The sequence below is a fragment of the Pseudomonas sp. B21-010 genome, from assembly GCF_024749325.1.
In the GTDB taxonomy this organism is placed as follows: Bacteria; Pseudomonadota; Gammaproteobacteria; order Pseudomonadales; family Pseudomonadaceae; genus Aquipseudomonas; species Aquipseudomonas kilonensis.
Map to the genome: position 1 here is coordinate 4708574 of NZ_CP087198.1, position 23683 is coordinate 4732256.

The 23683-nt window shown below is 61.4% G+C and carries 25 protein-coding genes; 17 read left to right on the forward strand and 8 right to left on the reverse strand.

All coding sequences use genetic code 11. The features are described from left to right. Window positions 1-305: 305 nt before the first annotated feature. The 3 genes from LOY50_RS20835 to aroC are packed head-to-tail and all read right to left on the reverse strand — an operon-like array spanning window position 306 to window position 3145. Window positions 306-839, reverse strand: coding sequence for an acireductone dioxygenase (locus tag LOY50_RS20835; protein ID WP_258689077.1), 534 nt, complete (start codon window positions 837-839; stop codon window positions 306-308). 34 nt (window positions 840-873) lie between these two features. Beyond that, window positions 874-2019: an MFS transporter gene (locus LOY50_RS20840; RefSeq protein WP_258689079.1), complete on the reverse strand. Its 1146-nt coding sequence runs from the start codon at window positions 2017-2019 to the stop codon at window positions 874-876. 34 nt (window positions 2020-2053) lie between these two features. Next, window positions 2054-3145, reverse strand: a complete 1092-nt coding sequence (gene aroC / locus LOY50_RS20845; protein ID WP_186710070.1) for a chorismate synthase — start codon at window positions 3143-3145, stop codon at window positions 2054-2056. A gap of 142 nt (window positions 3146-3287) precedes the next feature. Here aroC and LOY50_RS20850 point away from each other — a divergent pair, with 142 nt between their 5' ends. Together LOY50_RS20850 and LOY50_RS20855 are read left to right on the forward strand one after the other, a co-directional pair. Beyond that, window positions 3288-4253: an alpha/beta hydrolase gene (locus tag LOY50_RS20850; protein ID WP_253477067.1), complete on the forward strand. Its 966-nt coding sequence runs from the start codon at window positions 3288-3290 to the stop codon at window positions 4251-4253. A gap of 106 nt (window positions 4254-4359) precedes the next feature. Further along, complete coding sequence (locus LOY50_RS20855) at window positions 4360-5148, forward strand: hypothetical protein (RefSeq protein ID WP_253477069.1); 789 nt, start codon at window positions 4360-4362, stop codon at window positions 5146-5148. Window positions 5149-5288: 140 nt separating this feature from the next. Here the strand turns inward: LOY50_RS20855 and prmB are convergent, their stop codons facing one another. Further along, window positions 5289-6197, reverse strand: a complete 909-nt coding sequence (gene prmB, locus LOY50_RS20860) for a 50S ribosomal protein L3 N(5)-glutamine methyltransferase (protein WP_253477072.1) — start codon at window positions 6195-6197, stop codon at window positions 5289-5291. A 254-nt stretch (window positions 6198-6451) separates the two neighbouring features. On the opposite strand from prmB, the gene LOY50_RS20865 reads away from it, so the two are divergent. From LOY50_RS20865 to LOY50_RS20885, 5 genes are all read left to right on the forward strand, one after another. Next, window positions 6452-7042: a cysteine hydrolase family protein gene (locus LOY50_RS20865; RefSeq protein ID WP_253477075.1), complete on the forward strand. Its 591-nt coding sequence runs from the start codon at window positions 6452-6454 to the stop codon at window positions 7040-7042. Between the two features lie 130 nt (window positions 7043-7172). Further along, the gene (locus LOY50_RS20870) at window positions 7173-7493 is read left to right on the forward strand and encodes a hypothetical protein (protein WP_258689085.1); all 321 of its coding nucleotides are present in this window, start codon (window positions 7173-7175) and stop codon (window positions 7491-7493) included. Window positions 7494-7566: 73 nt separating this feature from the next. Further along, a complete protein-coding gene (locus tag LOY50_RS20875) occupies window positions 7567-8124 on the forward strand; it encodes a Smr/MutS family protein (protein WP_003204497.1) in 558 nt (185 codons plus the stop codon). A gap of 77 nt (window positions 8125-8201) precedes the next feature. Beyond that, a complete protein-coding gene (folE, locus tag LOY50_RS20880; RefSeq protein WP_003204506.1) occupies window positions 8202-8747 on the forward strand; it encodes a GTP cyclohydrolase I FolE in 546 nt (181 codons plus the stop codon). A gap of 104 nt (window positions 8748-8851) precedes the next feature. Beyond that, window positions 8852-9223, forward strand: coding sequence for a glutathione S-transferase N-terminal domain-containing protein (locus LOY50_RS20885; protein WP_253478629.1), 372 nt, complete (start codon window positions 8852-8854; stop codon window positions 9221-9223). Window positions 9224-9357: 134 nt separating this feature from the next. Here LOY50_RS20885 and LOY50_RS20890 read toward each other — a convergent pair whose 3' ends face one another. Beyond that, window positions 9358-10524, reverse strand: coding sequence for a PLP-dependent aminotransferase family protein (locus LOY50_RS20890; RefSeq protein ID WP_258689086.1), 1167 nt, complete (start codon window positions 10522-10524; stop codon window positions 9358-9360). A gap of 82 nt (window positions 10525-10606) precedes the next feature. Here LOY50_RS20890 and LOY50_RS20895 point away from each other — a divergent pair, with 82 nt between their 5' ends. The 3 genes from LOY50_RS20895 to LOY50_RS20905 all read left to right on the forward strand — a co-directional run bounded on the left by LOY50_RS20895 (window position 10607) and on the right by LOY50_RS20905 (window position 13404). Beyond that, window positions 10607-11044, forward strand: a complete 438-nt coding sequence (locus LOY50_RS20895) for a MarR family winged helix-turn-helix transcriptional regulator (protein ID WP_053186408.1) — start codon at window positions 10607-10609, stop codon at window positions 11042-11044. Between the two features lie 321 nt (window positions 11045-11365). Beyond that, the gene (locus tag LOY50_RS20900) at window positions 11366-12715 is read left to right on the forward strand and encodes an NCS2 family permease (RefSeq protein ID WP_258689087.1); all 1350 of its coding nucleotides are present in this window, start codon (window positions 11366-11368) and stop codon (window positions 12713-12715) included. A gap of 62 nt (window positions 12716-12777) precedes the next feature. After that, window positions 12778-13404 (forward strand): LysE family translocator, encoded by a 627-nt coding sequence (locus LOY50_RS20905; protein WP_214509626.1) that lies wholly within the window; start codon window positions 12778-12780, stop codon window positions 13402-13404. 208 nt (window positions 13405-13612) lie between these two features. On the opposite strand, the gene uraH is transcribed toward LOY50_RS20905, so the two are convergent. Then, window positions 13613-13966 (reverse strand): hydroxyisourate hydrolase, encoded by a 354-nt coding sequence (gene uraH / locus LOY50_RS20910; protein ID WP_253477083.1) that lies wholly within the window; start codon window positions 13964-13966, stop codon window positions 13613-13615. 413 nt (window positions 13967-14379) lie between these two features. Here uraH and puuE point away from each other — a divergent pair, with 413 nt between their 5' ends. From puuE to LOY50_RS20940, 6 genes are all read left to right on the forward strand, one after another. After that, window positions 14380-15321 carry an allantoinase PuuE gene (puuE, locus tag LOY50_RS20915; protein ID WP_214509625.1) on the forward strand — a complete coding sequence of 314 codons (942 nt, stop codon included), beginning with the start codon at window positions 14380-14382 and terminating at the stop codon, window positions 15319-15321. Further along, window positions 15318-15833 carry a 2-oxo-4-hydroxy-4-carboxy-5-ureidoimidazoline decarboxylase gene (uraD, locus tag LOY50_RS20920; RefSeq protein ID WP_057452455.1) on the forward strand — a complete coding sequence of 172 codons (516 nt, stop codon included), beginning with the start codon at window positions 15318-15320 and terminating at the stop codon, window positions 15831-15833. Before puuE ends, uraD begins: the two co-directional genes overlap by 4 nt. Before the next feature lie 68 nt (window positions 15834-15901). After that, complete coding sequence (gene alc / locus LOY50_RS20925; RefSeq protein ID WP_253477086.1) at window positions 15902-16897, forward strand: allantoicase; 996 nt, start codon at window positions 15902-15904, stop codon at window positions 16895-16897. A 121-nt stretch (window positions 16898-17018) separates the two neighbouring features. Continuing rightward, window positions 17019-17531, forward strand: coding sequence for an ureidoglycolate lyase (locus LOY50_RS20930; protein WP_253477089.1), 513 nt, complete (start codon window positions 17019-17021; stop codon window positions 17529-17531). A 181-nt stretch (window positions 17532-17712) separates the two neighbouring features. After that, window positions 17713-19014, forward strand: coding sequence for a urate hydroxylase PuuD (locus LOY50_RS20935; protein WP_253477092.1), 1302 nt, complete (start codon window positions 17713-17715; stop codon window positions 19012-19014). A 503-nt stretch (window positions 19015-19517) separates the two neighbouring features. After that, entirely contained in the window at window positions 19518-20303 is a 786-nt protein-coding gene (locus LOY50_RS20940) for an outer membrane protein OmpK (RefSeq protein WP_214509621.1), read from the forward strand. Between the two features lie 211 nt (window positions 20304-20514). Here LOY50_RS20940 and LOY50_RS20945 read toward each other — a convergent pair whose 3' ends face one another. Together LOY50_RS20945 and LOY50_RS20950 are read right to left on the reverse strand one after the other, a co-directional pair. After that, window positions 20515-21669: a patatin-like phospholipase family protein gene (locus LOY50_RS20945; protein ID WP_258689090.1), complete on the reverse strand. Its 1155-nt coding sequence runs from the start codon at window positions 21667-21669 to the stop codon at window positions 20515-20517. Between the two features lie 49 nt (window positions 21670-21718). Beyond that, window positions 21719-22651, reverse strand: coding sequence for a lipid A biosynthesis lauroyl acyltransferase (locus LOY50_RS20950; protein WP_057452459.1), 933 nt, complete (start codon window positions 22649-22651; stop codon window positions 21719-21721). Window positions 22652-22769: 118 nt separating this feature from the next. Between LOY50_RS20950 and minC the strand changes: the two genes are divergently transcribed. Next, window positions 22770-23507: a septum site-determining protein MinC gene (gene minC / locus LOY50_RS20955; RefSeq protein WP_057452460.1), complete on the forward strand. Its 738-nt coding sequence runs from the start codon at window positions 22770-22772 to the stop codon at window positions 23505-23507. Window positions 23508-23683 lie beyond the last annotated feature (176 nt).

Genomic DNA, 23683 nt, shown 5'->3' on the forward strand with positions numbered 1-23683 from the left:
TGCTTCGGATCTTGATCTTGATCTGGGCGCCCCGTTAAACCACGCTGGCCGAACGCAGGCATTGCGCAGTGGGCATCCCGGCATGGATGCCGGGATAGCCGCGCTGGGCCATGGATGGCCCTTCGCGGCGGCCCACGGAGCAATGCCGGAGTGAGGGCATGCCGAGCCTAGGCGAGGCACCGAGTGGTGGGGCAAAGCGTTTTTGCTTACTTTTGGCGCTCTTCCAAAAGTGAGCCGCCGTAAGGGCGGAACCATAAGCCGCCGTTACCGAAATATCGGATATACACACCCCCTAAGAACGCAGGTCAATCCTCCAAACGAGGAAACCGCCGAGCAATATCATTCCCCGTAACCTCAGCAACCAACCCCTGCAAATCACCAGACAAACGAATCGTAACGAAATGCGGCCGCTCCCCCATGTCAAACCAATGCGGCATACCAGCTGGCACCGTTATCAAGTCGCTCCTTTCACACAGCACCGCATAGACATAATCCCCAACGTGCAGGTTAAACAAGCCACGACCAGCAACGAAAAATCGCACTTCATCCTGGCTATGGCGATACTCATGGAGCTCCCCGGCCGGTTCCGGCTGATCACTGCTGACACTGACGACATCGACTGCCACATAACCCCGCTCAGTCATCAACCCATCGATCCGAGCCTGGTAAGCCGCAATGATGTCCTCCTCACTGGCACCCGGCTGGATTTTCACCGCCGCTTCCCAACGGGCAAAGTGAATACCTTGTTCAGCCAGGGTCGCGGCAATGTCCTCGACGTGGGTCAACACCTTGTTCGGGATGTCAGGGCTCGAAACGTGATAGACCGACAGGCTGCTCATGACAAAGGCTCCAGCAAATTAACGGTTCGAAGGCTCATGGCCGGTCCTCTTGCATACGTGTGGCAATGATAACGGCAGCCGCGAAAGCCGCGAGGCTGGCGAGACTGAACGTCCAACTGGCACCCAAGGTGTTCCAGCTATAGCCGGAATACAACGCGCCCAAGGCCCCGCCCGTACCGGCCAGCGCCGCATACAGCGCCTGCCCCTGGCCTTGCTGGCGAGGCCCGAAGCTGCGTTGCACGAAATGGATGGCGGCGGCGTGAAAGCTGCCGAAGGTCGCCGCATGCAGCACCTGGGCAAACAACAATACCCAGAGAAACTCGGCCAGCGAGCCCAACAACAACCAACGCAACGCCGCCAGCAGGAAGCTCGCCAGCAGCACCCGGCGCACGGAAAACCGCGTCAGGATCCGGCTCATCAGCAGGAAGACCAAAACTTCCGCCACGACGCCGAGGGCCCAGAGCAGGCCGATCAACCCGCGACTGTAGCCCAGGTGTTCGAGGTGCAAGGTCAGGAAGGTGTAATACGGCCCGTGGCTCACCTGCATCAGGCCCACACAGGTATAGAACGCCAGCACGCCAGGGTTGCGCAGTTGTCGCAGGAAGCCCTCCCCCGCGATGCACGGCCCCTGCAGTGGCTGGGCGTTGGGCACCCAGAAGCTGGCGAGCACGATGCCGGCCATGATCAACACCAGCGCCACCGGGTAGATATCCAGGCTCAGCCATTCGAACAAGCGGCCGAGCACCACCACGGTGATGATGAAACCGATGGAACCCCACAGGCGGATCTGGCTGTAGCGCGAGGCCTGCCCGCCCAGATGGGCCAGGGTAATGACTTCGAACTGCGGCAACACCGCGTGCCAGAAGAACGCATGCAGCGCCATGACCATCGCCAGCCAGGCGTAGCTTTTATCGATGAAGATCAGCGAGAAGGCCAGCAGCGTGCAGATCGCGCCAAAACGCACGATCGCCAGGCGCCGGCCGGTGTAGTCCCCCAGCCAGCCCCAGATGTTCGGCGCCACGCAGCGCATCAGCATGGGAATCGCCACCAGCTCGCCGATGCGCGCCGCATTGAACCCCAGGTGATCGAAATACAGCGCCAGGAACGGCGCCGTCGAACCGAGCAGCGCGAAATAGAACAGATAGAAACTGGAGAGCCGCCAGTACGGCAGTGCCGCCACGGTCGTCAGGCTACGGCGGTCGGCAGGCCAACCATCAAAGCTGCCCCAGCACCGGAGTGCTGACGCGAACGTCGGCGTTCTGGCCGCGATGACGCAGCAGGTGATCCATCAGCACGATCGCCATCATCGCCTCGGCGATGGGCGTGGCACGGATGCCGACGCACGGGTCATGACGGCCCTTGGTGATAACGTCCACCGGGTTGCCATGGATGTCGATGGAGCGGCCCGGCGTGGTGATGCTGGACGTTGGCTTCAAGGCCAGGTGCGCCACGATCGGCTGGCCCGAGGAAATGCCGCCAAGGATGCCGCCGGCATTGTTGCTGAGGAAACCCTCAGGCGTCAGTTCGTCACGGTGCTCGGTGCCGCGCTGGGCGACACAGGCGAAACCGGCGCCGATCTCCACGCCTTTTACCGCGTTGATGCTCATCAGCGCGTGGGCCAGCTCGGCATCGAGGCGGTCGAAGATCGGCTCGCCAAGGCCCGGCATCACTCCTTCAGCGACCACGGTGATCTTCGCGCCGACCGAATCCTGGTCCCGGCGCAGTTGATCCATGTAGGCCTCGAGTTCCGGCACCTTGTCCGGGTCGGGACAGAAAAAGGCGTTCTGCTCCACCGAGTCCCAGGTCTTGAACGGGATTTCGATGGGGCCCAACTGGCTCATGTAGCCACGGATGACGATGCCCTGGCTGGCCAGGTATTTCTTGGCGATCGCCCCGGCCGCCACGCGCATGGCGGTTTCCCGCGCCGAGCTGCGACCGCCGCCACGGTAGTCGCGCTCACCGTATTTGTGGTGGTAGGTGTAGTCGGCGTGGGCCGGGCGGAACAGGTCCTTGATGGCCGAGTAGTCCTTGGACTTCTGGTCGGTGTTGCGAATCAGCAGGCCGATGGCGCAGCCGGTGGTGCGCCCTTCGAACACGCCGGAGAGGATTTCGACTTCATCGGCTTCCTGGCGCTGGGTGGTGTGGCGGCTGGTGCCGGGCTTGCGGCGGTCCAGGTCACGTTGCAGGTCGTCCAGGGAAATCTCCAGGCCCGGCGGGCAGCCGTCGACAATGGCGACCAACGCCGGGCCATGGCTTTCGCCCGCGGTGGTGACAGTGAACAGCTTGCCGTAGGTATTGCCGGACATGCAGGGTGCTCCGTGAAATCGCTGAGAGACTCAACCTTGGATTCGTAATGCGCGCCAGTATACGCAGGCTCCCCGCGTAGTTCATCCTCGAACCTTATCGGCGACCACCAGTCCAACCGGCACCTTCGCAACTAATGGCGTGATGATGTTAAAGCTGCTTGCCTTAAGCCTTACTTTGTTCACCGGCCTGTTTTGCGGCCTGGCCCAGGCCACGGTGCTGCAACGCCCGATCAGCCTCGACACGGGCAATGGTGAGCTTTTCGGCTCGTTGTTGCTGCCCAAGTCCGACACGCCGGTGCCGGTTGTCCTGATCATTTCCGGGTCAGGTCCTACGGATCGCGACGGCAACAACCCCGAGGGCGGGCGCAACGACAGCCTCAAGCGCCTGGCCTGGGTCCTGGCCAGGCACAACATTGCCAGCGTGCGTTATGACAAGCGCGGCGTAGCGGCCAGCCTCGCGGCGACACCGGACGAACGCAACCTGAGCGTCGAGGCCTATGTGGCCGATGCCGTGGCCTGGAGCCACAAGCTCGCCGCCGATCCGCGCCTGGGCCCGTTGATCCTGCTGGGTCACAGTGAAGGCGCGTTGATCGCCAGCCTCGCCGCGCCCCAGGCCAACGCGGCGGCGGTGATTTCGTTGTCTGGCAGTGCCCGGCCGATCGACCAGGTGCTGCGTCAACAACTGAGCAACCGCCTGCCACCGCCGCTGATGTTGCGCAGCAACGAGTTGCTCGACAGCCTCAAGGCCGGTCGACTCGACGACAACGTGCCGGCGCAACTGCAGGTCATTTTCCGCCCCAGCGTACAGCCCTACCTGATCTCGTTGTTCCGCCAGGACCCGGCCCGGGCCTTCGCGGCGTTGAAGATGCCGGCCTTGATCATCCAGGGCAGCAACGATATCCAGGTCAGCGTCGATGACGCCCGGCAGTTGAAAGCCGCCAAGCCCGACGCTGAATTGGCGCTGATCGAGGGCATGAACCACGTGATGCGCATCGTGCCCAACGACGTGAAACGGCAACTGGCGTCCTACAAGGATCCCAATCTGCCCCTGGCGGCCGAGCTCGGTGCGCGAGTTCTGCGTTTTATTGACTCGTTAGCCGCGCGTTAGGCGGTTTTAGTCGATTTAGCTTCAGGACTGGCAAAAACGGCCGATAGCCCGGTGTCGGGCAGCGCTATGGCTGCCGACCAGCCGGCCTGGACAGGATTTTGCCGTTATGACTGAAACTCAAGCTTCCCCCGACACCGCCGCCGAAGCCCCCGCCTCGCCTGCGGTAGAGCTGCCGTGGGCCGACGTGCATACCGAGCATCACAAAATGCTCCGGCTGGCGCCGCTCAAGACCGACCGCGCCACCGGTGCGCGGCCATTGCGGTTTGTCGAGTTCAGCTATGCCGAGCGCCACAGCAAGGAACGCAGCCTGCTGCGCATGAGCATCCTGTTGCCGAACCAGCGCGTGCGCAAGGAACAGAATCACTTGGACGTCTGGGCCGACCACGTCGAGAAGCGCTTGTTTTTTTCCCCGGACAACCTGCAAGTCGAGCCGTCCAACCGAGGCATCGGCCGTTTCCTGGCGGCCCAGGGCATTACCTGGGCCAAGAAACGCTGGTCGGCCTACCAGGTGCACGGCACCGACCTGGATAACAAGGACGCCCTGAACGAAGACACTCGCCTGCGCCGCGACCGCTTTCTCAAGGCCCAGGGTTTCGAGGTGGTCTACGCCGACGCCCAGCACCTCAAGGGCAGCGTCAAGCCAACCCACGTTGGCGACCTGCTCGGAGACTGGAACACCGAGAAGCTGCAGTTCGTGGAAATCCTTGAAGCGGCGCAGATGCTGCAACAGGCCGAGCAGAACCTGGCGGAACAGGAAGTCAAACTCAAGCAGCAGGACGAAAAGGTCACCAAGTTCAAGCGCGAAGACGCCGGCCTGCGCTTCACCATCACCTGCCTGGTGGCCTTCGCCATGTTCCAGGCGGGATTGCTGATCTGGATTGCGACACGGCACTAAGCCCGACAGCGCCTGAATAACCCTGTGGGAGCGAGCTTGCTCGCGATAGCGGTGAATCAGCCAACTTCAATGCTGCTGATCCGACGCCATCGCGAGCAAGCTCGCTCCCACAGTGGGTGTGTCCAGATGGATAAGGGGGATCAAACCCGCGAAGCAAACAATCCCTGGTGCTGGCGGCACTGTTCGGCGCTGAGCATGAACACGCCATGGCCACCGCGTTCGAAGTCGAGCCAGGCGAAATCGACTTCCGGGTACAACGCCTCGACGTGCACCTGGCTGTTGCCCACCTCGACAATCAACAATCCCTTCTCGGTCAGATGATCGGCCGCCTCGGCCAGCATTCGGCGCACCAGGTTCAAGCCGTCATCGCCACAGGCCAGGCCCAGCTCCGGCTCATGCTGGTATTCCTGCGGCATGTCGGCGAAATCTTCCGCATCGACGTAGGGCGGGTTCGACACGATCAAGTCGAAACGTTGCCCCGGCAGACCGTCGAAGCCATCGCCCTGGACCGTGAACACGCGCTCGTCGACGCCATGGCGCTCGATGTTCTGGTTGGCTACTTCCAGCGCTTCGAACGACAGGTCGGCCAGCACCACCTCGGCCTCCGGGAACTCATAGGCACAGGCAATGCCAATGCAGCCGGAACCGGTACACAGATCAAGAATTCGTGCCGGTTCCTGGCCCAGCCACGGCTCGAAATGCTTTTCGATCAACTCGCCGATGGGTGAGCGCGGAATGAGCACGCGCTCGTCGACGATGAAAGACATCCCGCAGAACCAGGCCTCACCTAACAGGTAGGCTGTCGGGATGCGCTCGGCAATACGCCGACGCAGCAGACGCTGCACATGGACCAACTCTTCGTCTTCAAGACGGCAGTCCAGGTAGCTGTCGGCAATTTCCCATGGCAGGTGCAAAGCGCCCAACACCAGTTGCCGGGCTTCGTCCCACGCATTGTCGGTGCCATGACCGAAAAACAGATCCTCCCCATGGAAACGGCTGACGGCCCAACGGATATGGTCGCGCAGGGTACGGAGACGGGAAGTGATCACGGCGGCAAACTCCAGAAAAATCGACGGGCGAGTCTACCAGCCAAACGCGGCCCCACCCAAACACGCCCCGATGACGAACGAAAAACCCCGGACCAATCGTAGGAATTATCCGTTTTTTGATCCGCCTATTGAACAAGACGAGCATCTTGACAAGGCTGTAGGCCAGCAACGGCGGCCCTTGCGATGGAAGCGATTCACAGAACCGCTCAGCCAGAGGAGAATGTCGCAAAAGCCCCACTCGAAGGAGCCCCAGAATGTCCGTTCCAAAAACGATGTTTCAACTCAGCGGCCGTGGTTATGCAGCGGCCAACCTGAGTCAAGCGACCCTGATCATCATCGATGCCCAGAAAGAATACCTCGCCGGCCCCCTGGCCCTGAGCGGCATGGATGCAGCCGTCGCGAACATCAAGCAATTGCTCGGTGCGGCCCGTGCAGCCGGTCGGCCGATCGTGCATGTGCGCCACCTGGGCACCCATGGCGGGCTGTTCGATCCACAAGGCGAGCGCGGGGAGTTCATTCCCGGCCTCGAACCCCAGGCCGACGAAACCGTGATCGAAAAGCTGCTGCCCAGCGCGTTCCACGGCACCGAGTTGAAAAAGCGCCTGGAAGACTTCGGCCCCCTGGACCTGATCGTGTGCGGGTTCATGAGCCACTCCAGCGTCAGCACCACCGTGCGTGCCGCCAAGAACCTGGGCTTTCGCTGTACCCTGGTGGAAGATGCCTGTGCCACGCGCGACCTGCCGTACAAGGGCGGCGTCCTCAGTGCCGAACACGTTCAGCAGACCGAAATGGCGATCATGGCGGACAACTTCGCCACCCTGGCGTTGACCCGCGACTTCACCTGATGTCCTTCGATGAGCGGCCCGTGACGCCGCTCATCCGCAAAAGCCTCTCATTTGCCGCAATTACCGGAGTATCAGGAACAACCCGAACATCTTCCGGTCGAAGGGCCGATACCCATTGAGGAAGGTCGGAATGAAGTTATCCGATGGTTTTGACGCACGTCGCTTGCGGCCCAAGGGCCCGAGCAACTGGCGGTTTCGTTTTGGCGCGGCGATCGCCGCGCTATTGGCAACACTCGGGGTACTGCTGGCCATGGCCGGTGCCGCCAGCCTGCTGGGCCGCCCGCCCGCACTGGGCGAGTTGAATGCCACCCCAATGGGTTCGGCGATCATCCTGGCAGTCGGTCTTTTCGTGTTGTTGCTGGGCGTCTGGCTCTGGCGCCGCTGCCGCCGTCGCGCCCGCCAATCCCTGGAGCTGGCCATGGCTCCGCACCTGATGAGAAAGCACGACTGACCCGCCATCCGACGTTTTGTCGCGCCTGATCCCGCCAGAGTTGGGTAAACTGGCCGGCTTCGCGGAGGCTGACATGCAAGACGATGACTTTTCCCTGTTCAAAAGTGCGATTCAGGGCGTAAAACCGATCAAGCACGACCGTGCCGAGACCGGCAAGCCCAAGGCCGATCGCGCGCAAATCGCCAAGCTGCGCCAGGCCGCCACCGTGCGTACCGACGCCACGACCGTGGATGGCTTGTCCGATCAGTTCGTGATCGACGTCGGGCCGGAAGACGAGTTGATGTGGGCACGCGACGGTGTCCAGGAAAGCCAGATGCGCAAGCTGAAGGTCGGCCAGATCCCCTTCGAGGGCAGCCTCGACCTGCACGGCATGAGCGTTGAAAAAGCCCGGGAAACCCTTTGGGCATTCCTGGCCGAAGCCACCAAGTTCGAAATCCGCTGCGTGCGCGTCACCCATGGCAAAGCCGTGCGCCTGGACGGCAAGCGGCCGATGATCAAGAGCCACGTCAACACCTGGCTGCGCCAGCACCCGCAAGTGCTGGGCTTCACCTCCTGCCAGGCAAAACACGGCGGCGCCGGGGCGGTCTACGTGATGCTCAAGCGCACCATGATGGAAGGTCGCGACGAATAGCCCTCGATTGCCGAGCTTGCAGCGCCGTGTCCGCCACCGTACCCTTGCCCTTTGCGTAAAATCCCACAGGTAGTTTCATGTCTCTGGAACAGAATTACACCGCGATTCTCGGCCAACTGGGCGAGGACGTTTCCCGCGAGGGCCTGCTCGACACGCCCAAGCGTGCTGCCAAGGCCATGCAGTACCTCTGCCGCGGTTATGAACAGACCCTGGAAGAAGTCACCAACGGTGCCTTGTTCAGCTCCGACAACAGCGAGATGGTGCTGGTCAAGGACATCGAGTTGTACTCGTTGTGCGAACATCACCTGCTGCCTTTCATCGGCAAGGCTCACGTGGCCTACATCCCGAGCGGCAAGGTGCTGGGGCTGTCGAAAGTCGCGCGCATCGTCGACATGTACGCGCGTCGCCTGCAGATCCAGGAAAACCTCAGCCGCCAGATCGCCGATGCGGTCCAGCAAGTGACTGGCGCCCTGGGCGTGGCGGTGGTGATCGAGGCCAAGCACATGTGCATGATGATGCGTGGCGTGGAAAAGCAGAATTCCTCGATGATCACCTCGGTGATGCTCGGTGAGTTCCGGGAAAACGCCGCCACTCGCAGCGAATTCCTCAGCCTCATCAAGTAATCCGCCGCATGAAGAAAACCGGCATTGATCGCCGGTTTTTTTTCGCCTGTGAAAAATCAGGTAAGCTGCGCGCCCTCTTCTTCCCTGCCGCGAGGCTTAATACCGTGATCGTCAAAGCGCTTCGGGTTGGCTTGGGCCAGCTCATCATCTTCATCGACTTCATCACCCGCCCGGGCAAGCAAAAGCGCCCGGCCGAGGCCCAGGCGCAGGTCGAGCAGGCCGCTCGCAGCCTGACGCTGTATCAGTTCCACGCCTGCCCGTTCTGCGTGAAGACCCGCCGCACCCTGCGCCGCCTCAATGTGCCGGTGGCCCTGCGCGATGCGAAAAACAACGAACAGGATCGCCAGGCACTGTTGGAGCAAGGTGGCCGGATCAAAGTGCCGTGCCTGCGGATTGAAGAAAATGGCGAGACCACCTGGATGTATGAGTCCAAGGTAATCATTGATTATCTGGATAAGCGGTTCTCTGCAGCCTGATAGTTTTCTGGTGTGGCGACTGGCCTCATCGCGAGCAAGCTCGGCTCCCACAGGGGACAGTGGTGGATGGCCCACTGTGGGAGCGAGCTTGCTCGCGATGGGGCCCAGACAGCCACCGGCAAAGCCCCCTGATATCAGGCTGCTTTTGCAGCCAACGCCTCCCGCACCACCCCCGCCAACCGCTTGAGCCCTTCATCCAACCGCGCCGGATCGATGTGGCTGAAGTTCAAGCGCAAGTGCCCCGGGTGCTGGTCCGGTTCAGGAAAGAACGGCTCCCCTGGCATGAACGCAACGTCGGCCGCCAGCGCAGCGGGGAGCAAGGTGCGGGTGTCCAGCGGCTGCCTGAGGGTCAGCCAGAAAAACAACCCGCCCTGGGGCACATTCCAGTCCGCGATATCAGAGAAATGCTTTTGCAATGCCGCCTGGAACCGATCGCGACGGTCCCGATAGAAATCCCTCAACTCACTCAAATGGCTGCGGTACTGCTCGGTGCCGATCCATTGCAGCGCCTGCCACTGACCGATGCGATTGGTGTGCAGGTCCGCCGACTGCTTGAGTCGCAGCAGATGCGGGAACAGATCCGGGCTGGCGATCAGGTAGCCCACCCGTAGCCCCGGCAACAGGGTTTTCGACACGGTGCCGGTGTAGATCCAGCTGGCCTTCTTCAAGCGACTGACAATCGGCGTGGCACTGCCGCCATCGAACGTCAGCTCGCGGTAGGGTTCGTCCTCGATCAGGGTCACGCCAAACTCGTCCAACAGCGCCGCCACCGCATCGCGCTTGGCCTCGCTGTAGCGCACCGCCGAGGGGTTCTGGAACGTCGGGATCAGGTAGATGAACGCAGGCCGATGCTGCTCCAGCCGGGCCCGCAACTGTTTCAGGTCCGGGCCGTCGGCCTCCAGGGGCACGGTGATGCAGTCGGCGCCGAACAGCTGGAAAATCTGCAACGCCGCCAGATACGTCGGCGCTTCGAGCATCACTGGCGTGCCGACGTCAATGTGCAGCTTGGCCGCCAGGTCAAGGGTTTGCTGGGAGCCGCTGACCACCAGCACCTGACTCGCCTCACAGGCCACACCCAGCGCCCGCGCCTGGGCCGCCAGGGCTTCGCGCAGGGCGGGTTCGCCTTCGCTCATGCCGTACTGGCCCATGGACAACGGCATAGCCGCCCATTCCACTTTCGGCAGCATGGCTTCGGCCGGCAGGCCGCCGGCGAACGACATCACTTCAGGGCGCTGCGCCGCTGCGAGGATTTCTCGAATCAAAGAACTTTTGAGGCGCGAGACACGTTCGGAAAAAGCCATGGAGGTCACCTGTAGCGGGGCACGGGAGAAATGAGTCAAACTGGTTGACCGAAATTACGCCGACCTCCGTGGATACGTCAATATGCTTGACCTTAAAAATCCGACTTCCCAACAAATGGCCATGGAAGCGTTCTTCTTCGGTTACCAGGCGTTCACCGCCAAGGCCGATGAAATGCTCGAGCGCCGCGGGTTGAGCCGGGTGCACCAGCGCATCGTTTTCTTCATCGCCCGCTACCCGTCATTGAGCGTGAAGGAGCTTCTGGCATTGCTCGGGGTAAGCAAGCAGGCGCTGAACATGCCGTTGCGGCAGCTGATGGAAATGCACCTGGTGAACAGCGTCGCGTCCGAGACCGACAAGCGCAAGCGACTACTGGAACTGACGGCCGAGGGCGAACGCTTCGAGCAGGCGTTGCGGCGTGAGCAGGTGAAATTGCTGGAGCGGGTGTTTGCCGAGGCCGGGGAAGCGGCGGTGGATGGGTGGCTGGCGGTGAACCTGGCACTGGGGAAATCCAGTGATTGAAGGCGCCTGATCCGACGTCATCGCGAGCAAGCTCGCTCCCACAGGGTTCATTCCTGCATTTCACCACAGTCCACTGTGGGAGCGAGCTTGCTCGCGATAGCGTCCGCCTGGGCAATATATCCCCATCGCCCGACATTTCGTCGACAACATAGAAAACATTATTTGCTTTATTTGTATACAAAAGCATAATTCGCTTCGTGCGAGTTCCTGACCATCAGGTCAACATACTTCGCCAGCCTTACCTGCCTCAGCGCATCGCAGCCACCCCCAGGGCGTATGCGGTGCTGGAAATAACAATAAGACTCTTGAGGAGTACTCGCTGTGGAAAGCCGCAAACCCGAAGCCCGGACGCTGGACCTCTCGCCGCCACTACGCAGTGGCTGGCTGGAGCGCATCTTCAAACTCAGCTTGCATGGCACCACGGTGAAGACCGAGCTGATTGCCGGCCTGACGACCTTCATCACCATGGCCTACATCATCTTCGTCAACCCCAACATCATGGCCGACGCCGGCATCGATCACGGCGCCGCATTCGTCGCCACCTGCATCGCCGCGGCCCTGGGCTGCCTGCTGATGGGCCTGTACGCCAACTGGCCGGTGGGCCTGGCGCCAGGCATGGGCCTGAACGCCTTCTTCACCTACACCGTGGTCGGCACCATGGGCTACAACTGGGAGACTGCGTTGGGCGCGGTGTTCGTTTCCGGTGTGTTGTTCATGGTCCTGACCCTGTCACGGGTACGGGAGTGGCTGCTCAACAGCATTCCGGTGAGCCTGCGGTTCGCCATGGGCGCGGGGGTCGGGTTGTTCCTCGGGCTGATCGGCCTGAAAACCGCCGGGATCATTGTCGACAGCCCCGCCACCCTGATCAAGCTCGGCTCGTTGCGGGAGCCCGGCCCATTGTTGGCCGCGGTGTGCTTCCTGATGATCGCCGTGCTCAGTTATCACCGCGTGTTCGGCGCGATCCTGATCAGCATCATCGCCGTGACCCTGGCCGGTTGGGGCCTGGGATTGGTGCAGTACAACGGCGTCATGTCGACACCGCCGAGCCTGGCCCCCACCTGGATGGCGATGGACGTGGCCGGTGTGTTCAACGTCAGCCTGATCAGCGTGGTGCTGGCCTTCCTGTTCGTGCACATGTTCGACACCGCCGGCACCCTGATGGGCGTTGCCCAGCGCGCCGGCCTGGTGAAAGCCGATGGCAAGATCGAGAACCTGTCCCGCGCCCTGAAAGCCGACAGCGCCTCCAGCGTATTTGGCGCCATGGTCGGCGTGCCGCCGGTGACCAGCTACGTGGAAAGCGCCGCCGGCGTGGCGGCAGGTGGCCGCACGGGGCTTACCGCCGTGACCGTCGGTGTGCTATTTATTGCCGCCATGTTCTTCGCACCGCTGGCCGGGATGATCCCGGCCTACGCCACGGCCGGGGCCTTGATCTACGTTGCCATGCTGATGATGGGCGGCATGGCCCACATCGAATGGGACGAGGCGACTGACAGCATCCCGGCCATTGTCACGGCCATCATGATGCCCCTGACGTTCTCGGTCGCCGACGGTATCGCCCTGGGTTTCATCACCTATGTGGTGCTCAAGGCCGGCACCGGTAAACACAAGGAAATCTCCGTCAGCCTGTGGGTGCTCTGCGCGATCTTCATCGCCAAGCTCATCTTCTTGTAAGCGACAACATATCCACCCGCCTCACCCAATGGGTGAGGCTTTTGTACATCAGGAGCAAAGCAATGAATCTGGAAACCTGGCTGTTGTTCAGCGGTGCCGCCTTGGTGGTGATCCTCATCCCCGGCCCGTTGTCGTTGTTGATGATCGGCAATAGCCTGAACTACGGCCTGCGCCGCTCGTATCCGGCATTCCTGGGTGGCGTGATCGCTTCGATCTGCTTGCTGAGCGCCTCGGCGCTGGGGCTCGGTGCGTTGTTGATGGCCTCGGAGCAGCTGTTCAGTGCCCTGAAGATTGTCGGGGCCCTGTACCTGTTTTACCTGGCCTGGCAGAGCTGGCAGCAATCACGCCAACCGTCCCAAGGCGCCGACGTGCCCCAGGCCGCCGCCGTCCCGCGCTTTCGCGCCCTCTTCGGCCGGGCGTTCGTATTGGGCGCCAGCAACCCGAAGGACATCCTGTTCTTCGCCGCGTTCCTGCCGCAATTCTTGAGCGCCGAACAAGCGTTCCTGCCACAACTGCTGATCATGATCGCCACCTGGACCGTACTCGACCTGCTGTGCAAATTGGCCTACGGCCTTGGTGCCCATGGCGCCGCGCGGTATCTGCGTACGGGTAAGGGCCAGGGCTGGTTCAACCGGGTCAGTGCCGGGTTGTTTGGCGGTGCGGGGGCGGCGTCGTTGTTGAGCCGCTAAAAAAGCAAAAGCAAAAGCATCGCGAGCAAGCTCGCTCCCACAGTTTTTTTGTGAGCGGCAAAATCCAGTGTGGGAGCGAGCCTGCTCGCGATGAGGCTCTCCAAGACGCCACATATCCACGGACGAAAAAAAGCCCGCAGTGTGAGCGGGCGAAAAACCAAAGAAGCGCCATGCGCAGTCGCTTCCGGGACAAGGCAGCCGCTTGGGGTCAGCTGCCTCGATAGGTGGAATAGGCGTAAGGCGAAATCAGCAGGGGCACGTGGTAATGATCCTGTTCGGCCGAAATGCCGAAGCGCAGCACCACCACATCCAGGAACGCCGGCTCGGACAACTGGACACCACGGGCGCGGTAGTAATCGCCGGCATGGAATTGAATCTGATAGACGCCCGAACGGTAGTCATCCCCTTGCAGCAGCGGCGCGTCGCAGCGACCGTCGCTGTTGGTCAGCGCAGTGGCGACCAGCTGCAGTTGCGAACCTTCCACGCGGTACAACTCGACCTTGATCGAGCTGCCCGGGCAGCCGTGTGCAGCATCCAAAACGTGAGTAGTCAAACGTCCCATTGATTGTGCGCGCCTCGCTGCTGTGCAGTCCGGCCCGACGCCTCCTGAATCAGTTGAAAGACAGGCCGCACCGTTTCGGAGCACGAAACGCCACGGCGATGAGAGAATTAAGACACTTTAAAAGAAAATTGTACACAATAAAAAACAGATATTTAGTCCACGCGCGTTCCGACAAAGGTTCCTGCCCAATCTTAAGCCAAACCAACGGATACGCCATTCTTGAAGCCATTAATTGACCAGGTGGGCAGGTTTCTTGCAGTGTAGACAAACCAGGGACAGCGGTGAAAAATGCAAAAAATCAGGCTTACAAATCGCACATAAAGTTGTATACAATCACTCCATCGTCGTGACGCCAGCCTATGATCCATCGCCAGGGCGCCACCCACATGGTTCGAACAAGAAGGAAAACTGCAGTGAGCGCTGACTACCCACGCGACCTGATCGGTTACGGCAGTAACCCTCCCCATCCCCAGTGGCCGGGCAATGCCCGCATCGCCCTGTCCTTCGTGCTCAATTACGAAGAAGGCGGCGAGCGCAACATCCTGCATGGCGACAAGGAATCCGAGGCGTTCCTCTCGGAGATGGTCGCGGCGCAACCGCTGCAGGGCGAGCGCAACATGAGCATGGAATCGCTGTACGAGTATGGCAGCCGCGCCGGGGTCTGGCGGGTCCTCAAGCTGTTCAAGGAATTCGATATCCCGCTGACCATTTTCGCCGTGGCCATGGCCGCCCAGCGCCATCCGGACGTGATCCGCGCCATGGTGGCCGCTGGTCACGAAATCTGCAGCCACGGCTATCGCTGGATCGACTACCAATACATGGATGAGGCCCAGGAGCGCGAGCACATGCTCGAAGCGATCCGCATCCTCACCGAAATCACTGGCGAGCGTCCGCTGGGTTGGTACACCGGTCGCACCGGCCCCAATACCCGCCGGCTGGTCATGGAGGAAGGCGGTTTTCTCTATGACAGCGACACCTACGACGACGACCTGCCCTACTGGGAACCGAACACACCCAACGGCAAGCCGCACCTGGTGATCCCCTACACCCTCGACACCAACGACATGCGCTTCACCCAGGTGCAGGGTTTCAACAAGGGCGACGATTTCTTCCAATACCTCAAGGACGCCTTCGACGTGCTGTATGCCGAAGGCGCCGAAGCCCCCAAGATGCTCTCCATCGGCCTGCACTGCCGCCTGATCGGCCGCCCTGCCCGCCTCGCGTCCCTCAAGCGCTTCCTTGAATATGCCAAGGGTCATGAACAGGTCTGGTTCAGCCGCCGCGTCGACATCGCCCGCCACTGGCAACAGACTCACCCGTGCCCGCAAGCTTCGAAACCAGGAGCTTCGAAATGACGGCCTTCCAGACTCTCAAGCCTTCCACCTTGAACCGCGAAGCGTTCGTTAAAGCCTTCGCTGATATCTACGAACATTCGCCATGGGTCGCCGAAAAGGCTTTCGACCTGGGCCAGGACCCGTCGATCGACCAGATCGAAACCCTGCACCAGCGCATGAGCGACATCCTGCTCAGTGCCGATCACGCCAGCCAACTGGCGCTGATCAACGCTCACCCGGACCTGGCAGGCAAAGCCGCCGTCCAGGGCCAACTGACCGAAGCCAGCACGAACGAACAGGCCGGCGCCGGTATTCACCAATGCTCGAGCGATGAGTTTCAGCGCTTCACCGAGCTGAACGACGCCTACAAGGCCAAGTTCAAGTTTCCCTTCATCATGGCGGTAAAAGGCAGCAACCGGCATCAGATCCTCGCGGCGTTCGAAACGCGCATCCATCACTCGGTAGACACCGAATTCAAATGCGCGCTGGCAGAGATCAACAAGATCGCGTTGTTCCGATTACTGACCCTTTAGCGAGCAGCCCTGCTACCCCAGGTCCTGCAAGCATCCCCAGCCAACTTATTTAAAGGCAGACAAGAAGAATGAAAGCTTACGCCGTACCTTTCGAGAAGTTCGTCAACCTGGCCGACGCCCGCCTCGGCACCAAGATCATTTCGGTCACCGATGACTGGTTCGCCGACGCCAACCGTTTGTTCCAACCGACCCCAGCCGTATGGAAGGAGGGCGTGTTCGATGACAACGGCAAGTGGATGGACGGCTGGGAATCGCGGCGCAAGCGCTTCGAAGGCTACGACAGCGCGGTGATCCGCCTGGGTGTGGCCGGCTCGATCAAAGGCGTGGACATCGACACCTCATTCTTCACCGGTAACTACCCACCGTCGGCCTCCCTGGAAGCCTGCTTCCTGACCGAAGGCGAACCAGACGAAAACACCCAATGGACTGAAGTGCTGTCGGCCGTCGAGTTGCAAGGCAACAGCCACCACTATCACGAAATCAACAACGACCAGGCCTTCAGCCATCTGCGTTTCAACATCTACCCCGATGGCGGCGTGGCCCGGTTGCGGGTCTACGGCATTCCGTACCGCGACTGGTCAGCCGTGGGTGACAACGAACAGATCGATCTGGCCGCAGCCCTCAATGGTGGCCGTGCCCTGGCCTGTTCCGACGAACACTTCGGCCGCATGAGCAACATTCTCAACCCGGGTCGTGGCGTCAACATGGGTGATGGCTGGGAAACCGCCCGTCGTCGTACCCCGGGCAATGACTGGGTCATCGTCGCCCTGGGCCATGCCGGCGAAGTCGAGAAAGTCATCGTCGACACCCTGCACTTCAAGGGCAACTACCCCGACAGCTGCTCGATCCAGGGCGCGTTCGTCAAGGGCGGCACCGACAGCCAGATCGAAACCCAATCGCTGTTCTGGCGTGAGCTGTTGCCCAGCCAGAAACTGGAAATGCACGCCGAACACACCTTCGCCGAGCAGATCAAGGCCCTGGGGCCGATTACTCACATTCGCCTGAACGTGTTCCCGGATGGTGGGGTGAGTCGCCTGCGGGTGCTTGGCAAGGTATCGAAATAAGGGTGAACCCGAATCGCGAGCAAGCTCGCTCCCACATTTGACATGCATTCCCCTGTGGGAGCGAGCTTGCTCGCGATGGCAGTACAACAAACAACACAGAATTCAAGGTAAGAAGACCAGCATGCGCACACTCAAGATCGAACCGTTGACCAAAGAAGCCTTCGCCCCATTCGGTGACGTGATCGAAACCGATGGCAGCGATCACTTCATGATCAACAACGGTTCGACCATGCGCTTCCATCGCCTGGCGACGGTGGAAACCGCCACGCCGGACGACAAGGCGATCATCAGCATTTTCCGCGCCGACGCGCTGGACATGCCGCTGACCGTACGCATGCTGGAGCGCCATCCGCTGGGCAGCCAGGCGTTCATTCCGCTGCTCGGCAACCCCTTTCTGATCGTGGTCGCGCCACTTGGCGATGCACCTGTATCAGGTTTGGTCCGCGCCTTCGTCACCAACGGCAGGCAGGGCATTAATTACCATCGCGGCGTCTGGCACCACCCGGTGCTGACGATCGAAAAGCGGGATGACTTCCTGGTGGTTGATCGCAGTGGCACAGGCAATAACTGCGATGAGCATTTTTTCAAAGAGGATGAGTATTTGATCCTCGCCCCCCACCAGCGGACGGAGTGAAAACTACTGCGCTCGGCAATACTGCGTTGAAAACTGACTCGAAATGCTCATTGACTAAAGTCAACTCCGCTTTCTCGCCAGTTTTCGCCTTGTCTTGCCTTCGCTCGCTACGTTTTCACACCGTCCCCAAGAGAAGGTCCGATCACGCGAAAACAAGCGTGACGGGCGAGAGGTAAAGACTGTGGAAGCACATATGCTGGAATGGCTGAACCTGAGCGTACGCTGGGTTCACATGATCACTGGCGTGGCCTGGATCGGCGCGTCGTTCTACTTCGTCTGGCTGGAAAACAACCTCAATCGCGTCAACCCCAGGAGCGGTCTGGCCGGTGACCTGTGGGCCATCCACGGTGGCGGTATCTACCACCTGGAAAAATACAAACTCGCGCCACCGTCCATGCCGGACAACCTGCACTGGTTCAAGTGGGAAGCCTACTTCACCTGGATGTCGGGCATCGCGCTGTTGTGCGTGGTGTTCTATTGGAACCCGACTGTCTACTTGCTGGCTCCCGGCAGCAGCCTGAGCGGCCCCGAAGGCGTCGCCCTGGGCCTCGGTTCGTTGCTCGTCGGCTGGTTCGTCTATTCCTTCCTCTGCGACTCGGCCCTGGGCAAGCGCCCTGCCCTGCTCGGCGTGATCCTGTTCGTGCTGTTGATCGCCGCGGCCTACGGGTTCAGCAAGGTGTTCAGCGGTCGCGGTGCCTACCTGCACGTCGGGGCGGTCATCGGGACGATCATGGTCGGCAACGTGTTCCGCATCATCATGCCGGCCCAGCGTGCGCTGGTGGCGGCCATCGCCGAGAACCGCACGCCCGATCCTGCACTGCCGGCCAAGGGTTTGTTGCGTTCGCGCCACAACAACTACTTCACCCTGCCAGTGCTGTTCATCATGATCAGTAACCATTTCCCGAGCACCTACGGCAGCCAGTACAACTGGCTGATCCTGGCCGGGATCGCCGTGGCGGCGGTGTTGGTGCGCCATTACTTCAACACCCGCCATGACAGCAACCGGTTTGCCTGGACGCTGCCAGTCGGTGCCCTGGCGATGATCTGCCTGGCTTACGTTACCGGTCCCAAGCCCATCTCCAGCGCACCCGACGTGGCCAAGGCACCCGCCGCCATCGAGTACCAACCGCTACCGGAAACGGCGGTGGGTGGTGGCGCGAAACCGGCGACAGCCCCCGCCGCACCGACAGCGGCGCCCACCCAGGCCGCCAACGCCCAGGGCCCGTCGTTCGAAAAGGTCCATAGCGTGATCCAGGAACGCTGCTCGGTCTGCCATTCGGCCAAGCCCACCAGCCCGCTGTTCAGCGCCGCGCCGGGTGGAGTGATGTTCGATACGCCAGAGCAGATCCAGCAACAGGCCGCGCGCATCCAGGCCCAGGCCGTGACCAACCAGATCATGCCCTTGGGCAACATCACCCAGATGACCCAGCAGGAACGCGATCTGATCGGCGCGTGGATCAACCAGGGCGCGCGGACCAACTGAGCCTCGCGCGCCAATAACGTCACACGTCATACCGCTGACAGGCCGGCCGGCACACCACCGGTCGCCCGTCAGCGACTGCCTGCGCCTCAACAATAAAAACAAGAGGAAAGCACCTGATGATCCAGTCCCGCCAGTACGCCCCAAATTCGCCACGGATGCGCCGTTGCAGGGCACTTGAGCCCCTTAAGGCAAGCCCGTATCCTGCGCGGCCGTTCGAAACCGGCCGACACAAAAACCCCCTCCGATCCTGACCGGCCCGCCAACTTATCCAGGCGCCGGCGGATAGAATAAGCGCCCTTCTGAACACACCTTTTTCGACTGTTCCAAACAGCTGGATGAGTCTTTTCCGGGTTTGCCCCGGCCTTGGCTCAGCTCTTGCTATCAGCATTTGCCACGCGCAAAAAGCTGACCGAACGGATGTTTTTTATCCGAGGAAAAAGGCGCCACACCAGAGCGCTGACCTGAAAAAAAAGCGGTACCACTTACCTTTGGGAGCAAACCGAATGAAACGTACGTGCACCAGCCTGATACTCGCAGGAGCCTTGTTGGCCGGGGGCCAAGCGATGGCCGACGACCTGTTCCAGTGGCAGAACAACAGCCTGACCTACCTGTATGGCAAGGATTTCCAGGTCAACCCGCGCATCCAGCAGACCGTGACCTTCGAACACGCCGACGCCTGGAAATACGGGGACAACTTCTTCTTCCTCGATCGGATCTTCTACAACGGCCAGGACGACAGCCAGTCCGGCCCGAACACCTACTACGGCGAGTTCAGCCCACGCCTGTCGTTCGGCAAGATCTTCGACCAGAAGCTGGAACTGGGCCCGATCAAGGACGTGCTGCTGGCCATGACGTATGAATTCGGCGAAGGCGACAACGAGTCCTACCTGATCGGCCCGGGTTTCGACCTGGCGATTCCCGGCTTCGACTACTTCCAGCTGAACTTCTACAACCGCCAGACCGAAGGTCCACGCGCCGGCGACAACGTCTGGCAGATCACCCCGACCTGGGCCTACACCATCCCCATGGGCTCATCCGACCTCCTGATCGACGGTTTCATCGACTGGGTGGTGGACAACGACACCAACTCCAAGGGCACCTACCACGCCAACCTGCACATCAACCCGCAGATCAAATATGACCTGGGCAAGGCGTTGAAGCTCGGTGCCAAGCAGTTGTATGTGGGCGTGGAGTATGACTACTGGAAGAACAAGTACGGGATCGAAGACAGCGACGGGTTCAAGACCAACCAGAGCAATACCAGCTTCTTGCTGAAGTACCATTTCTGATCCTGGGATCTACATCCGCAGCAATACCCTGTGGGAGCGAGCTTGCTCGCGATAGCGGTGGGTCAGCCTGAGTCGATGCTGAATGTGCCGCCGTCATCGCGAGCAGGCTCGCTCCCACATTGGTTGTGTGTTGGGCTCAGTTTAAGCGTCCACCGCAAACCCCTTGTGGGAGCGAGCTTGCTCGCGATAGCGGTGGACCTGCTTGCATCAGTCAGGACAACCCCAAAAACCGACTCAACGCCTCACGCTGCGCCAACGCATCCTGGCGTCCCAGCTCGATCAGTTCGCTGCAATAGCCCGACTCGAACAACAGATAACTCAGCACCCCCGCGCCGCTGGTCTTGGTCGCACCCGGCCCGCGCAAGAATAACCGCAGCGCACGGGGCAGTTCCTGGCGATGGCGGGCGGCGATTTCGTCGATCGGCTGGCTTGGGGAAATCACCAGCACGTCCACCGGCGCCGCGCCGAGGGCGTGGGCCGGTACGTCGTCGGGTAGCAGGTGACTGAACCCGTTCAGACGCTCAAGCAACTCGATGTCGCTTTCCAGGCTGTCAATGAACGTGCTGTTGAGCATATGGCCGCCGATCTGCGCCAGGGTCGGTTGCAGGCCGGTGTAGCTGCGCTCGGCGGGATCCTGCCCACCAGCGCCACGGGGGTTGCCGCTGACACCGATCACCAGCACCCGATTGGCCCCCAGGTGCAAGGCCGGGCTGATGGGCGCTGATTGCCGTACCGCGCCGTCACCGAAGTATTGCGGGCCGATCCTGACCGGCGCGAACAACAAGGGAATCGCCGAGCTGGCCAGCAGGTGCTCCACTGATAACTGCGTCGGCACCCCGATACGTCGATGTCGCAGCCAGGCATCGATGGTCCCGCGCCCTTGGTAGAACGTGACGGCCTGGCCGGATTCATAGCCGAATGCCGTCACCGCCACCGCGCGCAGTTGCTGCTCGGCGATGGCCAGTTCGATACCCGAAGCGTGGAATTGGGCCTGGAGCAGCTCGCGCAGCGGCGAGCTGTCGATCAGCGCCACCGGCAACTTGGCCCCCAGGCCCAACAGGCTGTGGCTGATGAAACGCATCGCCTGGGCGATCACGCCTCGCCAGTCGCTGCGCATGACCTGATGGCTGTGCACCGCTTGCCAGAACGCCGTCAGCCGCTCGATGGCGGTCTTGAAGTCCATCGCCCCGCTCGCCAGGCTGACTGCGTTGATCGCCCCGGCCGACGTACCGACGATTACCGGGAACGGGTTGTCCGCACCGTCCGGCAACAATTCGGCGATGGCCGCCAGTACGCCTACCTGATACGCCGCTCGAGCCCCGCCGCCGGAAAGAATCAAACCTGTAACCGGTTCAGCTGGGGTCATCGCAATGCTCCGTGCTCAAGGTGCTGCTGAAAAATGGCGGACTACCGGCTCAACCGCGTTTGTCGTACAGCTTCGGCTCGCCCGGCGGACGGCTCTTGAAGCGCCGGTGGGCCCAGAGGTATTGCTCGGGACAATCACTCACCGACTGCTCGACCCACTGGTTGATGCGGATGCAATCGGCTTCCTCGGTCTCGCCCGGAAAATCCGTCAGCGGGGCCTGGATCACCAGGCGATAACCGCTACCGTCGGCCAGGCGTTCCTGGATGAAGGGCACCACCAGTGCCTTGCCCAGGCGGGCGAACTTGCTGGTGGCGGTGACCGTCGCGGCCTGGATGCCGAACAACGGCACGAACACGCTCTGCTTGGCGCCGTAATCCTGGTCCGGCGCATACCAGATCGCCCGTCCGGCCCGCAGCAGCTTGAGCATGCCGCGCACGTCGTCACGCTCCACGGCCAGGGAGTCGAGGTTGTGCCGCTCGCGGCCGCGGCGCTGGATGTAGTCGAACAGCGGGTTCTTGTGCTCGCGGTACATGCCATCGATGGTGTGCTGCTGGCCGAGCAACGCCGCGCCGATTTCCAGGGTGGTGAAATGCAGCGCCATCAGGATCACGCCCTTGCCCTCGCGCTGGGCCTGCTTGAGATGCTCCAGCCCTTCGACATGGGCCAGTTTCGCCAGGCGCGAACGCGACCACCACCAACTCATGGCCATTTCAAAAAAGGCGATGCCGGTGGAGGCAAAGTTTTCCTTGAGCAGACGCTTGCGCTCGGCGGCGGACTTTTGCGGGAAACACAGCTCCAGATTGCGACGGGCGATGCGCCGTCGGTCGCCGGCCACTCGGTACATCAGCGCACCCAGTGCGCGACCGACCCGCAGCAACAGCGGATAAGGCAACTGAACGATCAGCCACAACAGGCCCAGGCCGCACCACAGCAGCCAGAAACGCGGATGAAAAAATGCAGCTCGAAAACGCGGGCGATCCATTACAGCTTCCATTAAGACATGGGCCGCGCATTCTACATTGTTCGACCCGGGTTGCGGCTGGCGGACGATCTCGTTATAAGTCTCGGCACTTTTAGTGACAAGCCGTTGTACGCCGACCATGAGCCAAACCGAACCGCTAGACCAAGATCCCGTGTTCCAGTTGAAGGGCAGCATGCTCGCCATTACGGTGCTGGAGCTGGCCCGCAACGACCTGGAAGGCCTCGACCGGCAGTTGGCGGCCAAAGTCGCCCAGGCGCCGAACTTCTTCAGCAATGCACCACTGGTGCTGGCCCTGGACAAACTGCCGGCCGGCGAAGGCGCGGTGGACCTGCCAGGCCTGATGCGCGTTTGCCGCCAACACGGCCTGCGCACCCTGGCGATCCGCGCCAGCCGCATCGAAGACATCGCCGCCGCCATCGCCGTGGACATTCCGGTCCTGCCGCCGTCCGGCGCCCGGGAGCGCGTGCTGGAACTGAGCCCGGTCGAAGCCAAGAAAGTCCCGGAAAAACCACCGGAACCCACCATCAAGCCGACACGCGTCATCACCTCGCCAGTACGCGGCGGGCAGCAGATTTACGCCCAGGGTGGCGATCTGGTCATCGTGTCCTCGGTCAGCCCGGGGGCGGAACTTCTCGCCGATGGCAACATCCATGTATACGGCCCGATGCGCGGCCGCGCGCTGGCCGGCGTCAAGGGCGATACGAAAGCCAGGATCTTCTGTCAGCAATTGAGCGCTGAACTGGTCTCCATCGCCGGGCAGTACAAGGTCTCCGAGGATTTGCGCCGCGATCCGTTGTGGGGGGCCGGCGTTCAGATCAGCCTGTCGGGCGACGTGTTGAACATCATTCGGCTTTAACGGATACTGCCGCATTTTCCAAGCATCTCTAAAACGAGCGAAAACGGCTTAAACGACGTAGGAAAAAGGATCAGGCAGTGTTTACCGGAGGTAGACCCCGCCCGACATCCGATTCCAGCCAAGCCTGTCCAATTGCAGCAGTTTTCCAGAGATGTTTTTCAGGGGCTGAAAAAGTC